Source organism: Reyranella sp. (genome assembly GCF_050185545.1).
Classification (GTDB): Bacteria; Pseudomonadota; Alphaproteobacteria; order Reyranellales; family Reyranellaceae; genus Reyranella.
The window spans coordinates 1-21,331 of sequence record NZ_JBFWZI010000126.1 but is presented as its reverse complement, the minus strand read 5'-3'; the positions used below and the strand labels follow the sequence as shown (position 1 = coordinate 21,331).

The window sequence follows — 21,331 nt, the reverse complement described above, 5'->3', positions numbered from 1 at the left end:
GGGCCGACTCTTCATTCTCCTCCCCAGCGTCGCTGGGGAGGTGCCCGTCATACGGGGCGGAGGGGTCAAGGGTCATTCGAGTTTCCACCCGAGACATGACCCCTCCGTCGCCGTAAGACGGCGACACCTCCCCAGCGAAGCTGGGGAGGAGAAGAATTGGAGCCCGTACGATGTCGTCCGCATCCCGCATCCCCATCATCGACATCGCGGCGCTGCTGGCCGGCACGCCGGCGGGCGAGCGGGCGGCGGCGCGGACGATCGGCCGGGCCTGCCGCGACATCGGCTTCTTCTATGTCACCGGCCACGGCATCCCGTCGTCGCTGCTTGCCCAGGTGTTTCGGCAATCGGCCGCCTTCTTCGCCGCGCCGCGCTCGGTCCAGGATCCGGTGCGCTACTCCGGTCCGGCGGGGAATCGCGGCCACATCCCGCTGGGTGGCGAGACGCTGGCGCCGGGGACGCGTCCCGACCGCAAGGAGTGCTACAATATCGGCCTCGATCTCGCCCCCGACGATCCCGAGCTTCTCGCCGGCAAGCCGTTCCGTCATCGCAATCCGTGGCCCGACCTGCCGGGCTTTCGCGAGACCATGCTCGACTATTTCGGCCGCGTGCACCGGCTGGGCCGCGACATCCATCGCGCCTTCGCCGTCGATCTCGGGCTCGACCGGCTGTTCTTCGAGGACAAGCTCGACCGGCCGATGGCGATCCTGCGGCTGCTGCACTATCCCGCGGTCGACGGCGAGCCGCCGGCCGGCCAGCTGGGCGCCGGTGAGCACACCGACTACGGCAACCTCACCCTGCTCGCCGTCGACGAGGTTAAGGGCCTCGTCGTGCGCACGCGATCGGGCGACTGGATCGAGGCGCCGCACGTGCCGGGCGCGCTGATCTGCAACATCGGCGACTGCCTGATGCGGTGGACCAACGACACCTACGTCTCGACGCCGCATCGCGTGGTCAGTCCGCACGGGCGCGACCGCTACTCGGTGGTCTTCTTTCTCGATCCCAATCCCGACGCCGTCGTGGCCTGTATCCCGAGCTGCGTGCAGGGCGGCGTGGCCCACTATCCGCCGATCGTTGCCGCCGACTACCTGCTGTCACGGCTGGTGCCCACCTATGAAAAGGCGGCCACCTGACACTTCGCCTCCAACGCGAGGCCTGAACCGTCCTGCTTCAGCGCTTGAGCAAGAAAATAGCCACAGATGAACACAGATGAACACGGAGGCATGACCCGGCGTGAGAGCGCCGTAGCGCGATCCGGAGAATGCCGCTTTGAGTTCCATCCATCTTCATCGGTGTTTATCTGTGTTCATCTGTGGCCAATTCTTCTGTGAGAACCGAACGAGACTTTCTCGAAGGATCGCCCTTACTCGCCGTTCAGGACGCGGATGGCGTCGGGCACCGTGACCCGGCCGTCATAGAGGGCGCGGCCGACGATGGCGCCGATGATTCCGTACTCCTCGGCCGGGCGCAGCTCGCGCAGGTCGTCGAGCGAGCTCACGCCGCCCGAGGCGATGACCGGCGTGGTGAGATGCTGGGCCAGCGTGATGGTGGCGTCGACATTGACCCCGCCCATGGCGCCGTCGCGGTCGATGTCGGTGTAGATGATCGCCGCCACGCCGGCGTCCTCGAAGCGCAGCGCCAGGTCGAGGGCTCGGACCGTGCTCTGCTTGGTCCAGCCGTCGACCGCGACGATGCCGTCGCGCGCATCGATGCCGACCGCGATCTGGCCCGGCCATTGCCGGCAGGCCGCCTTGACCAGGCCGGGTTCCTTCACCGCGATCGTGCCCAGGATGACCCGCTTCACGCCGGCCTCGATCCATTGCGCGATGCTCTCGATGGTGCGGATGCCGCCGCCCAGCTGGGCCGGCACCTTGACCTCGGCCAGGATGCTCTCGACCGCGGCGCGATTGACAGGATGGCCTTCGACCGCGCCATTCAGGTCGACCAGATGCAGCCATTCGCAGCCGGCATTGGCGAACGCCTTGGCCTGGGCGGCCGGGCTGTCGTTGAACACGGTGGCACGCGCCATGTCGCCGCGGAGAAGGCGCACGCACTTGCCGTCCTTGAGATCGATGGCGGGGAACAGAAGCATGGCGGCGGGGTGTAGCGCGGCAGTTGGGCGATGTCATGATCGATATGCGCACAGCTCGTCGGGACAAGGAGGGGCGTCGGGCCAGTCTCCGGGGGGACCAATCATGCCGAAGAAGCAAAGCGCTGGAATCATCGTTTATCGGATGCGCTCCGCCGTACCCGAGCTCCTTCTCGTGCATCCGGGCGGACCTTTCTGGGCGAGGAAGGACGACGGCGCGTGGTCCATCCCCAAGGGGGAGCTCGTCGAAGGCGAGGAGAAGCTCCAGGCGGCAAGACGCGAGTTCACGGAGGAGACGGGTTTCACTTTGGACGGCGCCTTCGAGGAGCTTGTGCCCGTCAGGCAGCCCGGCGGTAAGACGATTTATTCCTGGGCGATCGAGCAGGAGCTGGACGCATCGCTCGTCAGGAGCAACCTGTTCACGATTGAATGGCCGCCCCGATCCGGCAGACGGCAGGAGTTCCCGGAGGTCGATCGCGCGGGCTGGTTCGCTTGGCCGCTGGCCCTGCGCAAGGTGCTGAAGGGGCAGCGGCCCATCCTGGTCCAGGTCCTGACCCGTCACGGTGTTGCGGAGGCATCGGTTGCGGCCACGCTCGGAGAGCTCGAGACCGCGGACCCGAAGAAGGCAGGGAGATGAACGATGGCTACTTGAGGAAGGGATTGTCGCCGCCACGGCCCTTGCGGCGCGGCGGGAACTGCTCGGCGAGATAGTCGAGAATCTCGGCGCGCTCGGTGGGTTTCACCGGCGCCATTTTGTGCCGCTCGAGCATCAGGTCGAATGTGGAGTCCCAAAGGTCGCGCGTCAGGCCCTGCGCCTTGATCAGCGCCACGCCGTGGCAGGCCGTGCATGTATAGAAGGTGGCTTCGCGGCCCTTGCCCTCCGGCAGGTCGTCGACCGAGTCGCTGTGTGGCGGTGGTTTTCCCTTGTCGGCGTCGACCGCCGGCGGCGCGACGGCCGCCGGCCTGGCCGGCGGCACGTAGGCCGACCGGTTCTTGCGCAGCTCGCCGGCGCGATCGGCGGCGAGCAGGAGAAACGTCGCCGTCAGGGTGATGACGACGGCATGCGTGATGGTGACCCGGGTCAAGAGGCGACAAGGACCCGGATGCGACTGATCGGATTGCCGCCGTAGCCCTGCGGGTTCCAGTTGCCGGCAACGAAGGGCTGCGTGACGCCCTTGCTGTCGGTCGCCTTGGCCCACACCTCGAAGTAGCCGGCCGACGGCAGATCGAGAGACGTGGAGAAGCGCTGCCAGGCGTACTTGTTCGGCGGCGCATCGACCTTGGCCGGCTTCCAGGTGACGCCATAGTCGATCGAGATGTCGACCGACTTGACCTCGTTCTCGCCGGCCCAGGCGTGACCGCGCAAATCGAGCTTCTTCGTGCCTGCGGCGAGCTTCGTGCCGTCGGCGGGGAAGCTGATGACCGAGCGCACCGGCATCGCTTCGAGGATCACCGTGTCCTTGGGATCGCCCTTGCTGCCGGGGACGATGGGTGTCTTCGCGAGGCGATAGGAGAAGCCGCCCATGCCGGGCCCGTCATGCACCTTGTCGCGCACCCAGATGCGGGTGAGCCATTTGGTCGAGGACGAGCCCGCCCATCCCGGCACGATCAGGCGCACTGGCGCGCCATGGATCAGCGGCAGGTCCTGGCCATTCATCTTGAAGACGATCAGCGTGTGCGGCTCCATCGCCTTGGCGATCGGCACGCCGCGCGAGATCGAGGGCTTGCTGGCGTCGCCGCTCAAGTGCGGGTCTGCGCCGTAGTGGCCGGTGTAGACCGCGCTCGGCTTGACGCCGGCCGCCTTCAGCACGTCGGCAAGCCGCACGCCGGTCCATTCGGCACAGCCCGCGCCGCCGTTGGTCCATTGGTTGCCGCGCGCCTCGGGCGAGAAGAACGACCGCCCGTTGCCGCCGCACTCCAGCATCATCTTGTAGGAGACGTTGGGGAAACGGCTCATGAGATCGCCCAGCGCGATCTCCATCGGCTTGTCGACCTCGCCGTCGATCTTGATCTTCCACGCCTTGGCGTCGGCCGGCGCGTCGGGCACGAGGCCGTTGTTGCGGATGAAGAATTTGTCGATCGGCGTGACGTCGTCGTCGGTCCACTCGGCAGGCGTCTCGGCGTTGAGCGGCTTGTCGCCCAGCACGACGAGCTTGGCCTTGCCTTCCATCTCGAGAAGCTTGGGGCCCTTGGCGGCCGGTGCCCCCTGCGCGAGGGCGACGCCGGTCGGCGCCAGCGACGCCCCAAAGGCGGCCGATCCGACGGCAACCGCTCCGGCGCCCTTCAGAAGGTTGCGTCGCGATGCCTTGATGATGTCTGTCCTTGGCATTTGCTCCTCCCTTTCCTCGACCTACCCATGATGCCCACCGCGTCGGCCGGTGAGGAAGGCCCTCGAGAGCCCTGCCCGCCGCGAGGTGGCCTCCGCCGGCCCCGTCAAGGCCGGACGATCACCCAGCCTTTCTCGGCGAGCTCGATCAGGGAAACGACTCCCGCCTCGACGATGGCCGCCCTGACAAAGATCGGAATCTCCTCCGGCTTCTTGCCCTCGGCCTTGGCCATGCCCAGACGCGTGTTGTTGCAGGCTTCGAAGGTCACGTTGGGCATGCTCTCCGAGATCGACTTGAGACGCTCAAGAACCGGTGACTTGTCGGTCCGCAGCATGTTGAGGCCGGCATTGAAGGCGACAATGCGGATCTCGACCTCTTCGCCCTTGTCAGCATAGAGCCGCGCCACGTTGCCCGCCACGTTGAGCACGGCAGTCATCTTGTCGGCCGTGCCGTCGCTGACCTGCAGGGCGAGACGATGGACCTTCTCCTCGGCGACTGCCGGCGATGTCGCTGCGACCAGCATGGCTGTACAGAACAGGGCTCGTTTGAGGAGCATGGTCAATCCTTCGGCTTCTGATCGGGCGTTACGCCCAGGGTGCGCGCCAGGTCGCTGAGGATCTCGACGGGACCATTCCTGCAATCCTTCATGCAGGCCTCGGTCTTTACGTCGGGACGCGGGTCGCCGGCGATGAAGCCGTTGCGATTGGGCATCTCGATCGCCGCCAGCGTCCTTGCGTCCAGGGTCGCTTCGGCTGGCAGGAGATCGTTGATGTTCAGCAGGTAGGCGACGATCGCGTAGGTTTCGTCGTCGCTCAGCGACTGCGGCGCGCTGAATGGCATGGCCCGCCGCACGTAGTCGAACACCGTCGCCGCGTAGGGCCAGTAGCTTCCGATCGTCTTGCGCGGATCTTCGCCCTTGAGCGTGCCCTTGCCGCCCATCAGCTCCGGCCACCGGCCGTTGCCCTCGCCGAACTCGCCGTGGCAGGAAGCACACTGCTTGAGATAGAGCTTCTCGCCCTCGGCGACCGTCCCGCGGCCCGGCGGCAGGCCCTGGCCATCGTCTCCCCGCACGTCGATGTTCCACGGCGCGATCTGCCGGTCCGTGATCGGCGTGCCGATGTCGTGGCGCTGCTGGGCGACCGCGCCGGACGCCAGCAGCACAGCGACGGCGAGGGCGCTAGAGAATCTGCACATTGTCGATGCTGCCGTTCGGGTTCACCCGCCAGGTGTGGACCGCGTTCTTGTGATAGACGGAATTGACGCCGCGCATCTTGCGCAAGCCGGCGATCGTCGGCTGCACGTAGCCGGTCTCGTCGATGGCGCGCGACTGCAGGAAGGCCTGCTCGCCCTGCCAGCGCCAGGGCAGGCGGAAGCGGGTCAGGCACTTGTCGAGCACCGGCTCCTGCAGCGCCGCGGTCTGCCAGTTCGCGCCGCCGTCGAACGAGACGTCGACGCGCGTGATCCTGCCACGACCGCTCCAGGCGATGCCGCGGATCTCGTGAAAGCCCTTGGCCTTCAAAGGCTTCTCCGGGCACGGCGCGGTGATGACCGAGTTGGCTTCCTGCACGAAGGTGAATTGCCGCGCCGTGCCGTCCGGCATCAGGTCGGTGTACTTCGAGGTCTCTTCGCGATGCTGCCACGGCTTGTCGCCGAGCTTGAGGCGGCGCAGCCACTTCACCTGGACGTTGCCCTCCCAGCCGGGCACGACCAGGCGCAACGGATAGCCCTGCTCGGGCCGGATGCGCTCGCCGTTCTGGGCATAGGCGACGATGATGTCGTCGAGCGCCTTCTCGATCGGGATGGAGCGCGTCATCGCCGCCGCATCGGCGCCCTCCGCGAGGATCCATTTCGCCCCGGCCTGAATGCCAGCCTCGTCGAGCAGCGTCGACAGCCTGACGCCGGTCCACTCGCAGCAATGGACCATGCCGTGCGAGAACTGCACGCCCGCCATCTGAGCGCCCTTCCATTCCATGCCGCCATTGGCCGGGCACTCGATGAAATGGATGCGGCTCACCGAGGGGAAGCGCACGAGGTCGGCCATGGTGAAGATCAGCGGCTCTCGCACCATGCCGTGGATCACCAGGCGGTGCTGCTCGGGGTCGATGGTCGGCACGCCGCCGTGATGGCGCTCGAAGCACAATCCCGACGGTGTGATGATGCCGTCGAGCTCGTGGAGTGGCGTGAAGCTGACCGACGCCTGCTCGGACACGGTGAGCCACGGCACATTGCGGCGAATCACGTTCTTCTCATACTCCGACGGCACGCCATAGGGTGATGCCGTGACGCCTGAGCCGAGCATCCGGGTCCAATCCGGCACCTCGAGCGGCGCTCCGTCGAGGCCGCCGTTCGCAGCCGCGATCTTGGCATGATGAGCCGCCATGATGCCGATCCCGGCCGCGGCAAATCCCCGTCCAAGGAACTCGCGCCGCCGGGCACCCGTCTTCGCCTTATGCATCACCACGACCTCCGGATACCCTCAGCCGCCGACCAGGCCGGCCGAATCGGCGCCTACCACGCGGACATGCCGATTGGGCTCGATGCGCACGGCGCCGCTTTTCGCCAGATGGCGAACCACCACGTCCCAGATCGGCGGGCCCTCCGTATCCTCGTTGACCGACGCCCATCCGCTTACCGCGTAGGTCTTGCCGGCCTCGACCTTCTCGCCGGTTCGCAGCAGCACCATGTCGGAGACGCGCTGGCCGGCCGGCTTGGCGATATCGAGGGTGTAGGCGAGACCGCCCGCGCGCACCATGTCGCCACCCTGCTGATAGTAGGGATCGGGGTTGAACAGGTTGTCGGCGACGTCCTCCATCACCTGCTTCAGGACCGCGCCGGTCATGCTGGTGCGGTATGCGGCCGGGTAGGTGATGGCGGTCTGGTTGTAGACGTCCTCCATCGTGATCGCCTGGCCCGGCAGCAGCGTGGCGCCCCAGCGGAAGCCCGGCGACAGCGCGACCTCGGCGTCGCGCTCCGACAACAGCGCCTGGCAGATCAGATCGTCGAACGTGCCGTTGAAGTTGCCGCGGCGGTAGAGCAGCGATTCGGTGCCGCCGACCACGCGTGCCAGAGCGGTGTCATGCGGCCGGCGGATGTCGGCGACCAGCGCGGCCATCTCGGGGTCAGGCGTGATCGAATCGGACAGCACGGGAATCAGCCGGAATGCGTAGTTCGCGATGCGGCGCTCCCGCACCTCGAGATCGAGCCGCGCCAGGAACTTGCCATGGCTGCCCGACGCCACCAGCAGCGTGTCGCCGACCTTGATCACGCCGGGTATGGCGTCGTGGGTGTGGCCGGTGAGGATGACGTCGATCCCCTTGACGCGGGCGGCGAGCTTGCGATCGACATCGAAGCCGTTGTGGCTGAGCAGCACGACGAGATCGACACCCTCGGCGCGCAGCCGCGAGACCTCGGCGGCGACCCTCTCCTCCTCGATGCCGAACGACCAGTCCGCAATCATGTAGCGCGGGTTGGCGACCGGCGTATAGGGAAAGGCTTGGCCGACCACGCCGATCCTGAGGCCTCCGCACTCGGCGACCATCGATGCCTTGAACACCGGGTCGCCCCAGGTCGCGTCCTTGACGTTGCCGGCGAGGAACGGGAACGCGAGCTCGCTGACCAGCTCCTCGACGCGCCTGGCGCCGTAGGTGAATTCCCAGTGGGCGGTCATGGCGTCGACGCCGAGCGCGTTCATGACCCGCACCATGTCGGCGCCGCCGGTCTGCAGCGAAGTGTAGCTGCCCTGCCACGTATCGCCGCCATCGAGCAGCAGCACGCGGCCCTGCCGTTCGGCGCGGATCGCCTTGACCAAGGTGGCCAAGCGGTCCAGCCCACCGATGCGCCCGAAGCGGCGGGCCAGCGCCTCGAAATCGGTCGCCGCGAGTGCATAGGCGTCGGCCGTCCCACGGCCGAGCTTGAACGCCTCGAGCAGCCGCTCGCCGACGAGGTGCGGTGGCAGACCGCGTGCCGCGCCGACGCCGATGTTGGCCGTCGGCTCGCGAAAATGGATCGGTACGAGCTGGGCGTGCAGGTCGGTGAAGTTCAGCAGGGTGAGCTGGCCCACCGCCTTGAAGCGCAGCAGGTCGTCCTGAGTCGGTCGGCCTGTCTGCGCGTGCGTCGAGCCACCGGCCGCCAGCACGGCCGTGGCGGCAGCGACCTGCAGAAGCTCGCGGCGAGCGAGTCTCACGCGACCTCGATCCTGGTTTCGCTCGACCAGCTTTGCTTGTCGTCGTCGGTCCAGGTCAGCTTGAGCGTGCCGCTTTCCTCGACCCTGACCCAGAACGACATGTAGGGATTGGCCGAGATGGCGGGCTCGAGCCTGGCGCTGAGCACCGGCTTGCCGTTGTAGGAGGCCTCGAAGGTGCTGACGATCAGGCGCGGCACCAGAGCGCCGTCGGCGCCCTTGCGCTGTCCCGACTCCATCGGATGCGTGATCAGCGTCTTGACCTCGATCACCTCGCCCTTCTTCGCCTTGTTCGGGACGCGAACGCGGGGCTTGATATCGTTCGACATGGAATGCTCCTTCGCGTGCTTCAGCCGCCGCAGCCGCCGATCGTGACCTTGACCTCTCGCGTGGCGATGAACAGCGAGCCGTCGTTGAGCTCCGCGACGGCGACCAGCTTCTGTGTCTGCGCCATGCGCACACGGAGCTGGACCTCGGCCTTGCCGCTCATCGGCGTGAACGCGTAGGAGGCCACGCCGGGATTGGGATTGCCGTCGGCAGCGACGTGGAGTGCCTTGACGTAGGACTTGTCGCTCATCTCGCTCTCGACGCTCACGGTCACCGGCACGGCATTGCCGTTCTCGGCGATCTCCGGTGCCTTGATCGTCACCTTGCCGTCGGCGGGCGTGCCCTTGGCCAGCGTGCCGAGCCACTCCTTGACGGCATCCGGCGTGGCCGCGGCACCGCGCGCCGCCATCACGCCGGCAATTGCTGCAAGCCCGCTCCAACCAGCCCGCGCGAGCGCGCTGCGGCGGCCGATGGGGACAGGTCGATGGGCTATCATGGTGATCCTCCTTGCCTTCAATGACGAATGTTGGGTGCGGCGAGCTTCAGGCCTTCGTTCATCTTGCGCAGGTAGAGCTCGAGCTCGCCGTATTCCGCCGCGTCCGTTGGAAGCTCGTCGGCGCGGACCTGGACGTTGCACCACTGGAAGCGCTTGCGGATGTCCCACAGCTCGTTCTTGCTGGTGCGCCATGTCGGAAAATGGTCGAATTGGCCGCGGGCCTCGCCCAGCCACTGGCCGCGCAACCAGTTGTTCGCGCCGCGCTGATGGCAATCGGTGCACGCCAGGTTGAATTGCCCGATCTTGACCTTGCTGAGTGCCTCGCCGCGCTCGAAGGCCGCTTTGGCGGCGGGCGATGAAAGGTCGATCCTGATCGGTTCGCCGAAGGCCAAGCTGTGCAGATAGACCGACAGGTCGGTATTGGCCATCGACTGCATGGCATAGTCGGCATCCATCGTCGCCTTGGCGTGACGGGCGATGAACTCCTCGGCGCCGAGGACCTTGTCGAGTCGCGGCTCCCATTTCGGCATCTCGACTGCCCACCGCTTGAACGCGACGGCCGGGTTGGCGTGGCAGGCGATGCATGCCTTGCCGTTCGGACCGGGCTTGTTGAACAGGGCCGCACCTGTCTCGATGTGGTCGGCACCCGGGTTCACGAAAGGATCGAGGGGGTCGCGGTCCTCGACGGGCTTCGCCCGCCTGGCCGGGTCGTTCAGCGGATCGGCGAAAGTGATGGGCGTCTTCAGGGTCTTGAGAAACGCGACGATGTCGCGGATCTCGCCCTCGTTGTAGAAGCCGTGCCTGCCCCAAGGCGGCATCACCGAATCCGGGTTGTAGACGCGCGGATCGAACACGTAGTTGAACAGCCACTGGTCGGTTCGGCCGGCCGATCCGATTTCGGACAGGTCGGGTCCCACGCTGCCCGGCAGGGCTTGCGTCTTGGGACCCATGATGTGGCACGCGAGACAGCCGCCGCCGCGCCGGCGATCGAAAGCGAGCTTCTGCCCCTTGGCCGGCTCGCCGGAGACCGTTTCGACCACGATTTCCGTCCCGCGCGGCGGCGTGACGTCGCGCCTGGCGAGCGTGTTGTAGCTGGCCCAGTGCGCCTTGGTCCAGTCGCCGTAGCGCTGCCATGGCTGCGGCGTCGCCGCGCCCTCGATCTGCAGGGGCGGCCGCTGTTGTGCCATGGTCGGCACGGCCACGAGGATCGCGAACACCACTCCGCCGACAATGCGTAGCAAAGGCATGCTATTCCTCCCCGCCTTGACCGACTTGTTGCACGGCCTTAAGCGTCGAACGGCTACGATGATATTTTAGTATTTTCTGAAATAAAGCATAACGGGAGGCGACGAGGCAATGGCGAAAATCGATCTCCGTCTGCTCGAGCAGAGCGCGACCGCGGCGACCAGGCTCCTGAAGGCGCTCGCCAACCGGAATCGGCTCCTCATTCTGTGCCAGCTCAGCGACGGCGAGAGGAAGGTCGGTGACCTCGGCGAGCGGCTCGGGCTCAGTCCCTCGGCGTTGTCGCAGCATCTCGCCGGGCTCAAGCGGCTGGGAATCGTCGACGTACGTCGCGATTCCCGCTCGATGCACTATCGCCTGACCAAGGGCCCTGCCCAGCTTTTGATGAAGGCCCTGACCGACATCTATTGCCGGCCAACCGCTAGTCGCTCATCTTCGTCAGGTAGGCGATCAGGTCGTCGATCTGCTCCTGCCGTTTGAGACCCGCGAACACCATCTTGTTGCCCGGGATGCGCTTCCTCGGGTCTTTGAGGTATTCCGCGAGCGACGTTTCGTCCCACACCAGACCCGAGCTCCGCATCGCCTCCGAGTAGCTGAAGCCCTCGAGCGCGCCCGCCTTGCGGCCCAACACCCGGTACAGGTTGGGCCCGACGGCCATCTTGCCGCCTTTCTCCACGGTGTGGCAGGTCTTGCACTGCTGGAAGACCCGTTCGCCCTTGGCGGCGTCGGCACTGTGCGCGCCGGACGATGCCGCGATGGACAAAGCGGCGCCAACCGAGGCCCGGATCCAGTTGCGAATCATCGCCATATGCACTCTCTGCTCGCTGCCACGCTTGACTAACTTTAGTGTTTTCTAAATCATCAGCGTGATGATGAGAAGGGGATTGACTCGTGCCGACAACCACTCGGGCGAGCTCGCAGACCGTGTCGTCAATTGAAAGGCAGTCCGATGTTGTTGAACAGGCGTACGATGCTGCTCGGAACGCTGACCCTGCCGCACGTTGTCCGGGCTGCGATGGCGCAGGCTGGCCGGCCGATGCTGGTGTTCGTCGGCAACGAACTCTGAGCCGGCTGCAAGATCTGGCGTGCCCAGTACGAACCCGGGTTCGTGAAATCCGAACCGTTCAAGAAGCTCGACTATCGTGTCGTGCATACCGCGAGCGTTGCGACGATGCTCGTGGAGCAGCATTGGACAACGGATTCGCGTTGGATCCTCACCGAGTTCCTGATGAGCGACGAGGGAGCTCAGCGCCCCAATGTCACGCCCCGCTTCATTCTCGGCCTGAATGACCGGATCGTCCTGACCACGGTGGGAATCCGCGGTTGGAAGGAAGAGATGCTGCCCAGGATCATCGAGATTGCCGGCGCGGCGTAGGGCGGTGCTGTCTTGGGTTGAAGCGCCATTCCTTAGGCCGACGTCCAAACTTTTGTCGTCCTGAGCGCAGCGAAGCGTCTCATCGCAAGCTCGATCCGGAGAGTGAAGGCCGGGCGGGCAGCAGGATCTCGAAGCAGGCGCCGCCTTGCGATCGGTTGGCGGCCGTGATCGTGCCGCCCATCTCCTCGACGATGCGGCGGCAGATGCGCAGGCCGAGGCCGGTTCCCTTGCCGCGCGGCTTGGTAGTGATGAACGACGTGAACAGGCGTGGCAGCAGATGTGCGGCGATGCCGGGGCCGGTATCCTCGACAGTGATGCGCATCAGTGCGCGCCCCTCTCGCTGCAACACGCCGGCGCGGACCTCGATAAGCGGCGCGCCGGCGTCGCGCGCGTTGTTGATGAGATTGACGAGGACCTGCTCCAGCCGGCCGACGTGGCCCAGCACGGGCGGAAGACCGTCCTCGACCGAGGCGGTCAGCACGGCACCCGCCCGGCGCACGGCATGGCCGGTGAGATCGACCGCATCTCGCACGGCCACCCCGAGATCGAAGGGAGTTGCCGCTTCTTCGGCGACGCCTCGGACGAAGGCCCTCAGCTCGTCGACGATCCGTCCGGCCCGCTCGAGCTGCTGGCCGATGCGGGCGATCTTGCCGCCGACGAACTCGGCGTCGATCGCGGCTCCGGTTTCGCGCGCCTGCTCGATCTCGTCCTCGACCGCGGTACGCGCGATCTCGATCACCTGCAGCGGCTGGCTGATCTCGTGGGCCAGCGTCGCTGCCATCTCGCCCACGGTCTTCAGCCGCTCGGCGTCGAGCAGCGCCTGCTCGGTCTCGAATCGCTCGGTGTCGTCGACCGAGAGAAAGACGATCTGACGCAGTGTTCCCCCTTCATCGAATACCGGGCTCGCCGTCACGCTGGCGATGCGCTCGCGGCCCTCGTCGTCGACCTTGGTGCGTCTAAAGCGAACCGGTTTCCGGGAGTCGCCGGTCGACCAGCGCCCAAGCTGTTCCGGGTCGAGTCCGGTGCCGATCGCAGTGTCGTGTAGATTGCGGCCGACGATCTCCGCTTCGGTGACGCCGCCCCAGAAGCGCTGAAACTCGCGGTTCACCATGATCACGTTGAGATGGGCGTCGGTCATGCAGATCATCGTGCCCTGCGACTCCACGATGGCACGCAGTCGAGCGACTTCCTCGGCCAGGCGACGCTCCATCTGGATGCGCTGCTCGATGTCACGAGTTACGCCGACGACGGCCTGCTTGCCGTCCGGGCCTGGCATCGAGCTGAAGCGAACTTCGACATGGCGCTCCTCGCCGCTGCGGGTGCGGGTGCGGCACTGCATCTGCTTGATCTTGCCCATGTCGCCGAGCGCGGACTGCGCCTCGCTCATCACCCGATCCAGATCTTCTGCCGCGACGAAGTCGAAGACCCGCCTGCCGATCAGCTCCGACGGCGCGTAGCCCCACAGCTGCGATGCAGCGGCGCTGGCAAAGGTGATGATGCCGCTGGCGGCGTCGATCTTGACCACCACGTCGCTCAGCGAATCGACCAGCGCGGCGTACTCGGCGCGCGCCCGCTCGACCTCCGCAACCTGCTTCTGCAGACGCTCGGCGAGGTCGATGCGCTCGCTGATGTCGCGAAGGGTGCCGACCTGTACGACCTCCTCGCTGACCCCGCCGGCGGGCTTGCGGTAGCGTGCCTCGACGTGACGAATCGTCCCGTCGGCCCGACGCAGGTCGAGCTGCACCTGCTGGACCGTCTCGTCGGCCGATTTGTAGCAGGCGCGGCCCGCGGCAATCGCAAGTTCCAGCTGCTCGGGGACGAGATAATCGACGAATCGCTGGCCGAGCAGCCCCACCGCCGGCGCGCCCAACAGCTCGGCCGCCGAGGCGCTGACGAAGCTGAACCGGCCGGCACTGTCCAGCGCATAGACCACGTCGGCAACCGAATCGACCAGGGCCTCGTAGCGGCCGCGAGCGCGCTCCAGCTCGAGCTCGCGGTTCTTGAGATCGGTGACGTCGACACGCAGCCCGACCGTGCGGCCCATCGGCGTGAGCTTCTCGGACCATTCGAACCAGCGGCCTTCGACCGATTGGCGCATTCTCTTGGCGCCCTTGCTGCGAAAGCGATCGATCCATTCCTCCGGTGTGTTCTGCAAGGGCGCGCCGAACGCGTCGGCCATCCGCGCCGTCTCGTGCGCAAGGTCCTCGTAGGTAATGCCGATGATGCCCGGCTTTCGAAGGACAGGGGTCGCCGCCTTGGCGGCCTCGTTGAACATCACCAGCCGGTCCTGCTGGTCGTAGACGACGATACCTGCCGGCACCGTGTCCATGGTCTCCTTCAGGAGATCGAGCGCCGCGCGCCGCTCGGTCATCTCCTCCATAAGGCGCCGTTCCAGCCGCAGGCGATCGCTTATGTTCCGAATCACGCCAACGCTGATCACGCGCCCGTTCTCGTCGAGTCGCCGGCGGGCGTGCACCTCGACGTCGAGGACCTTGCCGGTGGCGGTCGACATGCGGAATCGGGTGAGGGTCAGATGGTTGTCGGGCGAATAGCTGCGGGTGGTGTGGCGCGTGACGCTGTCACGCGACTCGGCCGCGACGTGGTCGAGGAAATGGCTGCCGATGAACTTGTCTGCCGGCACGCCCAGCAGATCGACGACGGAAGGGCTGACGAACGTGAAGCGTCCGTTTGCGACGTCGAGCTCGTAGACGACGTCCGACAGCGAATCGACCAGGGACTGGTAGCGGGCGTGCGCCCGCTCGACCTCCAGCTCCTTTTCCACGAGGGACGTCACGTCGAGGCGCAGGCCGACGGTGCGGCCACCGGGCGTTCGCTGCTCGCTGTACTCGAGCCAGCCACCGGCGAACGGCTGTGGTGAGCGCTCCCCGTCACCGCGCCGGAGACGCTCGAGCCACGCCTCCACGGGTTGCGGCTTATGACCCTCGGCTTCGAGCCGCGCGGCGACTTCGCGACAGAGGTCCTCATAGGTCCTGCCGATCGCGCCGGGCCAATTGAGCCCCGGATAGATACTGGTCGCAGCCGAGTTGAAGAGCGCGAGCCGTTCCTGTGAATCGTAGACCACGATGCCGGCGGGCACCGCCTCGATCGTCTCGCGCAGGAGGTCGCGTGCTTCCGTTGCCTCGCCTGCCGCCGTGGCGGCCTGCTGCCATTGCCGGTAGTGGCGCATCGAGGCGTGCCCGACCAGCAGGATCAACACCAGCCCCGCACCCGCGAAGCCCGTCGTGCTGAGGGCCAGGACCAGCAGCGCATTGCCATAGTCCGAGGCCATGCGGTCGATCAGTGCATTGGTCTCGCGCGTCACCTTCATTCTTCCGTCGTTGAACGCGCCGTGGAGGGCGACTGCCTTTGCCAGCACCGAGGGATCGACGCGGCGGCTGGCCAGACCGAAGGCGGCGATTTGCGGCGCCAACAGCGCCTGCATCGCCCAGCCGGCAGCACAGACCGATTGTGCCGGACTGGGGTCGGGTTGCGGCCCCTCCGATCCGCCTGGACAGGCATCGCGGAGCGCGGCCTCGAAGCCTGCCCAGGCGCCGCGCAGCCGCGCCTCGTCCTCGCCGATCTGAAGGTGACCGTACGTGACGAGATGAATGGTGCGCATCAACGTGCGCGTGCCCTGATCGAGGCTGGCGAGCGCTTCCGATTGGTGCCGGTGGCGAGCGATCTCGGCGTTTTCCACCGACAGCACGATGGCAGTCAACGACACCGCGCCGCACAGCAGGCCCACGAGTGCGGCGGTCGCCGCCCACGCGACGCCGCGCACACCCAAGGCGAGTCGCGCCTGCTCGGGCAGCGACCGGAGCAGTTCGCCGACCTGCCTGATCAAGGACACGTCGCGAGCGCCCTTGAGGACGCCCTGTGTCACGAGTGCCATGCGAGTCCCCACAACCCACCTGCCTTGCACGGCAGGTCGAGTGCCCCTCTTTTAGAGCGCACTATGAATGCAACCATTCCGCTTGTCGGCGGGCAACGGTTACAATTTAGTCCATTTTGAATTCAACTGCGCCCGATTTGAACGGTAAAGAACACTGTCCGGCATCATACTCGTCAGGTGCCGAGTATCGAGCATGGACGCGCGACCATGACCGCCATTGCGCATCCGCTCGACCCCCGCGCCTTCAGCGGGCTAGTCTGCCGGCCCGCCGAAGGAGCCCCATGACCCGCTATACGCCCGATCTCTTCGCCGCCGACCATGCCGACCTGACGGCGATCCGGCGCGACATCCATCGCCATCCCGAGACCGCGTTCGAGGAGCAGCGCACCTCGCAGATCGTCGCCGACAAGCTCGCTTCGTGGGGCATCGAGGTTCATCGCGGGCTGGCCAGGACGGGCGTCGTCGGCACCCTGAAGGGCAGGCGGCCGGGGCAGAAGACGATCGGGCTGCGCGCCGACATGGATGCCCTGCACCTGCAGGAGAAGAACGAGTTCGACTACGCCTCGGTGCATGCCAACAAGATGCATGCCTGCGGCCATGACGGGCACACCACCATGCTGCTGGGCGCCGCCAAGCATCTCGCCGCGTCGCCCGACTTCGCCGGCACCGTCCATTTCATCTTCCAGCCGGCCGAGGAGGGCGAGGGCGGCGCCCGGGTGATGATCGAGGAAGGCCTGTTCGACATCTTCAACTGCGACGCCGTCTACGGCATGCATAACATGCCGGGTCTCAGCAAGGGCCACTTCGCCATCTGCGCCGGGCCGATGCTGGCGGCGTCCGACAGCTGGCAGGTGACCTTCAAGGGCACCGGCGGGCACGGCGCCATGCCGCACATGGGCACCGATCCGACGCAGCCCGCGGCGCAGTTCATCCTCGCCGTCCAGGGCATCGTCGGCCGCAACGTGCCGCCGACCCAGACCGCCGTGCTGAGCGTCGGCCACATCCACGCCGGCACGTTCGGCTCGCCCAACGTCATCCCGTCGGAAGCGCTGGTGCGCGGCACGGCGCGGAGCTACACGCCCGAGGTGCGGGCGTTGCTCGAGCGCCGCCTGGGCGAGGTCGCCGCCGGCATCGCCCAGGCCTGCGGCTGCGAGGCCGAGTACAAGTACTTCAGGCGCTATCCGCCGCTGATCAACTCGGTCGAGCAGACCAGCCTCGCGGTCGAGGCGGCGGCGCTGACGGTGGGCCGCGACAAGGTCGATCCCAACACCCCACGCATCACCGGCGCCGAGGATTTCGCCTTCATGCTGGAGAAGAAGCCAGGCGCCTACATCATGATCGGCAACGGTGGCGCCGAGGAGGGCGGCTGCCACTACGTCCATTCGCCGCTCTATGACTTCAATGACGCGATCCTGACGACCGGCGCGGCCTACTGGGTCAACCTGGTGCAGCTCGAGCTGGGCGACGCCGCCTGATACCCGGACGATCCGGCCCCAGCCGATAAAGGCGATCGATGCGGCCAGCGACTCGCTGCGGCCTGGTCCTGGCTGCGGCGCTGCTGTCGGCGGAGCCGGTCGAGGCCCAGCAGGCGGGCTCGCAGCGCCAGAGTCTGGTCGGCAAGGTGCATGACAAGAACCGCGCCGCCAGGAAGCGCCATGAGCTCTCGCTCGCCGACGAAGCCGATCATCTCCACAGGCGCTTTGCCAGGGCGAGACAGGAGATCGAGGAGGCGACGGGAATTACCTTCTCGATGGAAGCGTCGTTGACGAGCCAGTGGGGCACTCCGAATGGCGGATTCGGGGCGTTCCAGACCATGTTCACGCCGGCGGTGAACTGGGCCGCGTTCGACCTTCCAGAGGTCGGCGCCGGGTCTTTCCAGTTCCATTTCCTGTCGGCCAACTACCTGACCGCCACCGATGCCACGGCGCTCGGCGGCTCCATCAACCTCATCAGCCCGATCAACAACCAGCCGACCGCCAACAACCAATTCGTGCAGGTGACTTACACGCACAGCTTTCCGGGCAATTGGCTGTCGCTCTCCTTCGGCCAGTACCCGTTGTCCAATTTCGACGGCAATGCCTACGCCAACGACCAGCAGGTGAATTTCATCGGCTTCTCGCTGACCCAGAACGGCAGCCAGAACTATGCGCAGGCGGGCATTGGCGCCTATGCCCAGGTCAACCCGACGCGGGAGATCACCCTGGCCGCCGGGTTCCAGGACGCCAACGACATCAGCGGCAGCTACATCCAGACGACCACGTTCGGGCAGGGCCAGTACGCCTGGTTCGGCTACGGCGCGTGGTCGCCCACGATCTCGGGCTGGGGACAGGGCACCTACTCGCTGCTCTACTACAGCCAGCCGAGCGTTACGATCCAGCCGATCGCCAGCGAAGGCCTGTCGTTCAACGCCGCCCAGCCGATCGGCGAGCGGCTGGGCCTGTTCGTGCGCGCCAACACGGCATGGCGCTCGAGCTTCGCCATCCAGTCGTCGATCGCCGCCGGCGGTGTCGTGAACGATCCGCTGCGCCGCAGCCCGCAGGATCAGATCGGCCTCGCGATGGCGTGGAACGCGACCAACATGTCGCTCTTCGCCGGCACTGGCGCGCGGCCGAGCGAGACGATGCTGGAAGCCTACTGGTCGTGGTCCATATACCGGACCCTGGTGGTCACGCCGGACATCCAGCTCTATCTGCAGCCCGCCCTGGCCCCCTCGTCAGACCTGTCCGCCGTTTTCACGATCCGCGTGACGCAGCTGTTTTAGCTCATGCGGACCGCGGGCGTCTCGCCCGCTCATGATCCATGAGAAGAGCGGGCGAGACGCCCGCGGTCCGGAAGACCATGACTCCCGGCGACGCTACAGGTCGAAGGTCCAGTCGGCGCCCAGACCGTCGCCGCTCCAGGCGTCGGGCAGAGGTGCGAGAGCGAAGGCATCGTGGGAGAGCGGCGTGTCGAGCAGGCCGAGCGGCACCTCGGCGAGCGCCAGCGCTTCGGACAGCGTCGCCAATTCGACAAGGGGGTCTCCTTCCACGGCCGGCAGCGCGACCTCCTGCAGGGGGGCGTGGGCGGCTATGTGCGTCGAGTCCGGTACGCCGAACAGGCGGTCGAGCGGGATGCCATAGGACACCGCATCGGCGCCGGCCTCGGCCCACAGCGATTGGCGTTCCTGCCAGATCGGCACGTCGCGGCGATCGAACTCGACCAAGGTGCGGCCGACGAGGAGGGAATCGTCGTTCATCTCGGCCTTGAACTATAGGCGCCAATACCTTGCAAATAAAGCTACTTGATTCCCGAACGCTGCACGCGGGCAAACTGGGCATGGGCCTCGCGGCATTCGGCCTGCAGGCTGCGATAGCGCCGTTCGGCGTCCTGCACGCTTTCGATCTCGAGCAGGACGTCGAGCGCGGCCTCCGGCGAGCCGGAGGACAGCAGGCGCGTGCGGGTCGCCGCAAGCTCGAGCCAGCTGCGCCGGGCACGCTCGGTCCGGCGGTCGAGATCGGCCAGGTACTTCTGCTCCGGCGTCATCGCCATGGCGCGAACGTGGGCCGCCCTCGCGCGCCCTGCAAGTACCTTGCGAGAGCCCTGCGTGCGGCGCGCCGCGGCGCTGCGGGGCGGGCGTGCAAAATCCCGGGTGGCGACGGGGGCGGGTCTGCGTGTAAAGCTCCGCGTCCTGTTGGCCCGGAATTGGGGGAAGCGATGAACGGTGCGGAGAGTCTGGTTCGGACCTTGGTGAAAGGCGGCGTCGAGGTCTGCTTCGCCAACCCCGGCACGTCGGAGATGCATTTCGTCGGCGCGCTCGATCGCGTCGAAGGCATGCGCTGCGTGCTCGGCCTGTTCGAGGGCGTGTGCAGCGGCGCCGCCGACGGCTACTACCGCATGACCGACAAGCCGGCCTCGACCCTGCTGCATCTCGGGCCTGGCCTCGCCAATGCTGCCGCCAACCTGCACAACGCCAAGAAGGCAGGCTCCGGCATCGTCAATATCGTGGGCGAGCACGCGCTCTATCACATCAAGTACGACACCCCGCTCACCGCCGACATCGAAGGCATTGCCCGCCCGTTCTCGCATTGGGTGAAGACCTCGCCGACCGCCAAGACGGTGGCGACCGACGGCGCCGCCGCCATCCAGGCGGCCCGTGTCGCGCCGGGCCAAATCGCGACCCTGATCCTGCCCGCCGACACTGCCTGGACCGAGGCCGACGGCGTCGCCGAGACACCCGAGACGCCGCAGCCGCAGAAGCCCGCCAACGAGGCGGTGGTCGCGGCGGCCAAGGCGCTGAAGAGCGGCCAGTCGGCCATGCTGTTTCTCGGCGGCCGCGCGCTGCGCGCCCGCGGGCTCGAACTCGCGGGCAAGATCGCGGCAAAGACCGGCTGCAAGGTGCAGGCCGCCGGCGGCACGGCGCGCATCGAGCGCGGCGCCGGCCGTGTGCCGGTGCTGCGCCTGCACTTCGTCGTCGAGACCGCGCTCGAGATGCTGAAGGGCACAAAGCACATGGTGCTGTGCGGCGCCAAGGCGCCGGCCGCCTTCTTCGCCTATCCCGGCAAGCCGTCGGTGCTGGTGCCCGAGGGCTGCGAGGTGACGACGCTCTGCCCGGTCGACGGCGATCCCCTGGGGTCGCTCGAGGCGCTGGCCGCCGAGCTCGACGCGATGAACGCCAAGCCCGGCAACGTTGCCGAGGCCAGGCGGCCGGACCGTCCGACCGGCAAGTTTACCCTGGAGGGCCTCGGCGCGGCGCTCGGCGCCACCCTGCCGGAGGGCGCCATCGTGGTCGACGAATCGGTCACCACGGGCCGCGGCTTCTTCCCCTACAGCGCCGGCGCGCCGCCGCACGACTGGCTGAACAACATGGGCGGCTCGATCGGCTTCGGCGCGCCCGTCGCGGTCGGCGCCGCGGTCGCCTGCCCCGACCGCAAGGTCATCGCCATGATCGGCGACGGCAGCGCCATGTACACGATCCAGTCACTGTGGACGATGGCGCGCGAGAACCTCGACATCTGCGTGATGATCTTCTCCAACCGCTCCTACAAGATTCTCTACAGCCAGCTCGCCGATGTCGGCGCCGCCAACCCCGGGCCGCGCGCCATCGACATGCTGACGCTCGATCGCCCGACCCTCGATTTCGGCGGCATGGCCAGGAGCATGGGCGTGCCGGCGGCGAAGGCGACCGATCTCGAGGAGCTCACCAAGCAGCTCACCTACGCCATGTCGCAGAAGGGGCCGTACTTGATCGACGTGGTGATGTAGGCCACGCCTCGTTCGGGGCTCTTATTTCCTCCCCAGCAGAGCTGCTACGGAGTGGACACAACTCTTGGGTGTGTCATTTTGACTCACCTCAACATTTTGTATTCCCGTGCAGGCCGACAATGGGTTTCTATTGGCGGCACCTTTGCCGAAGCGGGGTGCCTGGAT

The 21,331-nt window shown here is 66.8% G+C and carries 22 protein-coding genes; 7 read left to right on the top strand and 15 right to left on the bottom strand.

The annotated features are described in order from the left end of the window. Nucleotides 1–170 precede the first annotated feature (170 nt). Nucleotides 171–1,130 (top strand): isopenicillin N synthase family dioxygenase, encoded by a 960-nt coding sequence (locus AB7O82_RS26380; protein ID WP_428544020.1) that lies wholly within the window; start codon nt 171–173, stop codon nt 1,128–1,130. Nucleotides 1,131–1,360: 230 nt separating this feature from the next. Here the strand turns inward: AB7O82_RS26380 and hisA are convergent, their stop codons facing one another. Then, nucleotides 1,361–2,089, bottom strand: coding sequence for a 1-(5-phosphoribosyl)-5-[(5-phosphoribosylamino)methylideneamino]imidazole-4-carboxamide isomerase (gene hisA / locus AB7O82_RS26375; protein WP_428544022.1), 729 nt, complete (start codon nt 2,087–2,089; stop codon nt 1,361–1,363). A 103-nt stretch (nt 2,090–2,192) separates the two neighbouring features. Here hisA and AB7O82_RS26370 point away from each other — a divergent pair, with 103 nt between their 5' ends. Continuing rightward, nucleotides 2,193–2,723 carry an NUDIX domain-containing protein gene (locus AB7O82_RS26370; RefSeq protein ID WP_428620529.1) on the top strand — a complete coding sequence of 177 codons (531 nt, stop codon included), beginning with the start codon at nt 2,193–2,195 and terminating at the stop codon, nt 2,721–2,723. Between the two features lie 7 nt (nt 2,724–2,730). Here AB7O82_RS26370 and AB7O82_RS26365 read toward each other — a convergent pair whose 3' ends face one another. The 10 genes from AB7O82_RS26365 to AB7O82_RS26320 form a co-directional block, all read right to left on the bottom strand. After that, nucleotides 2,731–3,171: a hypothetical protein gene (locus AB7O82_RS26365; protein WP_428544026.1), complete on the bottom strand. Its 441-nt coding sequence runs from the start codon at nt 3,169–3,171 to the stop codon at nt 2,731–2,733. After that, nucleotides 3,168–4,415 carry a sulfite oxidase gene (locus AB7O82_RS26360; protein ID WP_428544028.1) on the bottom strand — a complete coding sequence of 416 codons (1,248 nt, stop codon included), beginning with the start codon at nt 4,413–4,415 and terminating at the stop codon, nt 3,168–3,170. Before AB7O82_RS26360 ends, AB7O82_RS26365 begins: the two co-directional genes overlap by 4 nt. Before the next feature lie 104 nt (nt 4,416–4,519). After that, nucleotides 4,520–4,969: a hypothetical protein gene (locus AB7O82_RS26355; RefSeq protein WP_428544030.1), complete on the bottom strand. Its 450-nt coding sequence runs from the start codon at nt 4,967–4,969 to the stop codon at nt 4,520–4,522. Between the two features lie 2 nt (nt 4,970–4,971). Continuing rightward, complete coding sequence (locus AB7O82_RS26350) at nt 4,972–5,607, bottom strand: c-type cytochrome (protein WP_428544032.1); 636 nt, start codon at nt 5,605–5,607, stop codon at nt 4,972–4,974. Continuing rightward, complete coding sequence (soxC, locus tag AB7O82_RS26345; protein WP_428544034.1) at nt 5,591–6,868, bottom strand: sulfite dehydrogenase; 1,278 nt, start codon at nt 6,866–6,868, stop codon at nt 5,591–5,593. The genes AB7O82_RS26350 and soxC overlap by 17 nt, the downstream gene beginning before the upstream one ends. A 21-nt stretch (nt 6,869–6,889) precedes the next feature. Then, the gene (gene soxB / locus AB7O82_RS26340; RefSeq protein WP_428544036.1) at nt 6,890–8,596 is read right to left on the bottom strand and encodes a thiosulfohydrolase SoxB; all 1,707 of its coding nucleotides are present in this window, start codon (nt 8,594–8,596) and stop codon (nt 6,890–6,892) included. Beyond that, the gene (soxZ, locus tag AB7O82_RS26335; protein WP_428544038.1) at nt 8,593–8,922 is read right to left on the bottom strand and encodes a thiosulfate oxidation carrier complex protein SoxZ; all 330 of its coding nucleotides are present in this window, start codon (nt 8,920–8,922) and stop codon (nt 8,593–8,595) included. Before soxZ ends, soxB begins: the two co-directional genes overlap by 4 nt. A 20-nt stretch (nt 8,923–8,942) precedes the next feature. Continuing rightward, nucleotides 8,943–9,416 carry a thiosulfate oxidation carrier protein SoxY gene (soxY, locus tag AB7O82_RS26330; protein ID WP_428544040.1) on the bottom strand — a complete coding sequence of 158 codons (474 nt, stop codon included), beginning with the start codon at nt 9,414–9,416 and terminating at the stop codon, nt 8,943–8,945. A gap of 17 nt (nt 9,417–9,433) precedes the next feature. Next, the gene (soxA, locus tag AB7O82_RS26325; RefSeq protein WP_428544042.1) at nt 9,434–10,663 is read right to left on the bottom strand and encodes a sulfur oxidation c-type cytochrome SoxA; all 1,230 of its coding nucleotides are present in this window, start codon (nt 10,661–10,663) and stop codon (nt 9,434–9,436) included. Nucleotide 10,664: 1 nt separating this feature from the next. Beyond that, nucleotides 10,665–10,949, bottom strand: a complete 285-nt coding sequence (locus tag AB7O82_RS26320) for a hypothetical protein (RefSeq protein ID WP_428544066.1) — start codon at nt 10,947–10,949, stop codon at nt 10,665–10,667. On the opposite strand from AB7O82_RS26320, the gene AB7O82_RS26315 reads away from it, so the two are divergent. Then, entirely contained in the window at nt 10,830–11,138 is a 309-nt protein-coding gene (locus AB7O82_RS26315; RefSeq protein ID WP_428620531.1) for an ArsR/SmtB family transcription factor, read from the top strand. The two genes, AB7O82_RS26320 and AB7O82_RS26315, sit on opposite strands and share 120 nt — an antisense overlap. Here the strand turns inward: AB7O82_RS26315 and AB7O82_RS26310 are convergent. After that, nucleotides 11,080–11,466, bottom strand: coding sequence for a c-type cytochrome (locus tag AB7O82_RS26310; RefSeq protein WP_428544044.1), 387 nt, complete (start codon nt 11,464–11,466; stop codon nt 11,080–11,082). The genes AB7O82_RS26315 and AB7O82_RS26310 overlap by 59 nt on opposite strands. A 300-nt stretch (nt 11,467–11,766) precedes the next feature. On the opposite strand from AB7O82_RS26310, the gene AB7O82_RS26305 reads away from it, so the two are divergent. After that, entirely contained in the window at nt 11,767–12,033 is a 267-nt protein-coding gene (locus AB7O82_RS26305; RefSeq protein WP_428544046.1) for a hypothetical protein, read from the top strand. A gap of 79 nt (nt 12,034–12,112) precedes the next feature. Here the strand turns inward: AB7O82_RS26305 and AB7O82_RS26300 are convergent, their stop codons facing one another. Then, entirely contained in the window at nt 12,113–15,925 is a 3,813-nt protein-coding gene (locus AB7O82_RS26300) for a PAS domain S-box protein (protein WP_428620527.1), read from the bottom strand. 281 nt (nt 15,926–16,206) lie between these two features. Between AB7O82_RS26300 and AB7O82_RS26295 the strand changes: the two genes are divergently transcribed. Further along, nucleotides 16,207–17,400: a M20 aminoacylase family protein gene (locus AB7O82_RS26295; RefSeq protein WP_428544050.1), complete on the top strand. Its 1,194-nt coding sequence runs from the start codon at nt 16,207–16,209 to the stop codon at nt 17,398–17,400. 38 nt (nt 17,401–17,438) lie between these two features. Further along, nucleotides 17,439–18,686: a carbohydrate porin gene (locus AB7O82_RS26290; protein ID WP_428620526.1), complete on the top strand. Its 1,248-nt coding sequence runs from the start codon at nt 17,439–17,441 to the stop codon at nt 18,684–18,686. Nucleotides 18,687–18,779: 93 nt separating this feature from the next. Here the strand turns inward: AB7O82_RS26290 and AB7O82_RS26285 are convergent, their stop codons facing one another. Both AB7O82_RS26285 and AB7O82_RS26280 read right to left on the bottom strand, forming a co-directional pair. Then, nucleotides 18,780–19,160, bottom strand: a complete 381-nt coding sequence (locus AB7O82_RS26285) for a hypothetical protein (protein ID WP_428544056.1) — start codon at nt 19,158–19,160, stop codon at nt 18,780–18,782. A 41-nt stretch (nt 19,161–19,201) separates the two neighbouring features. Then, the gene (locus AB7O82_RS26280; protein ID WP_428544058.1) at nt 19,202–19,453 is read right to left on the bottom strand and encodes a hypothetical protein; all 252 of its coding nucleotides are present in this window, start codon (nt 19,451–19,453) and stop codon (nt 19,202–19,204) included. 165 nt (nt 19,454–19,618) lie between these two features. Here AB7O82_RS26280 and AB7O82_RS26275 point away from each other — a divergent pair, with 165 nt between their 5' ends. Further along, complete coding sequence (locus AB7O82_RS26275; RefSeq protein ID WP_428544060.1) at nt 19,619–21,166, top strand: acetolactate synthase large subunit; 1,548 nt, start codon at nt 19,619–19,621, stop codon at nt 21,164–21,166. The last annotated feature ends 165 nt before the right edge of the window (nt 21,167–21,331 follow it).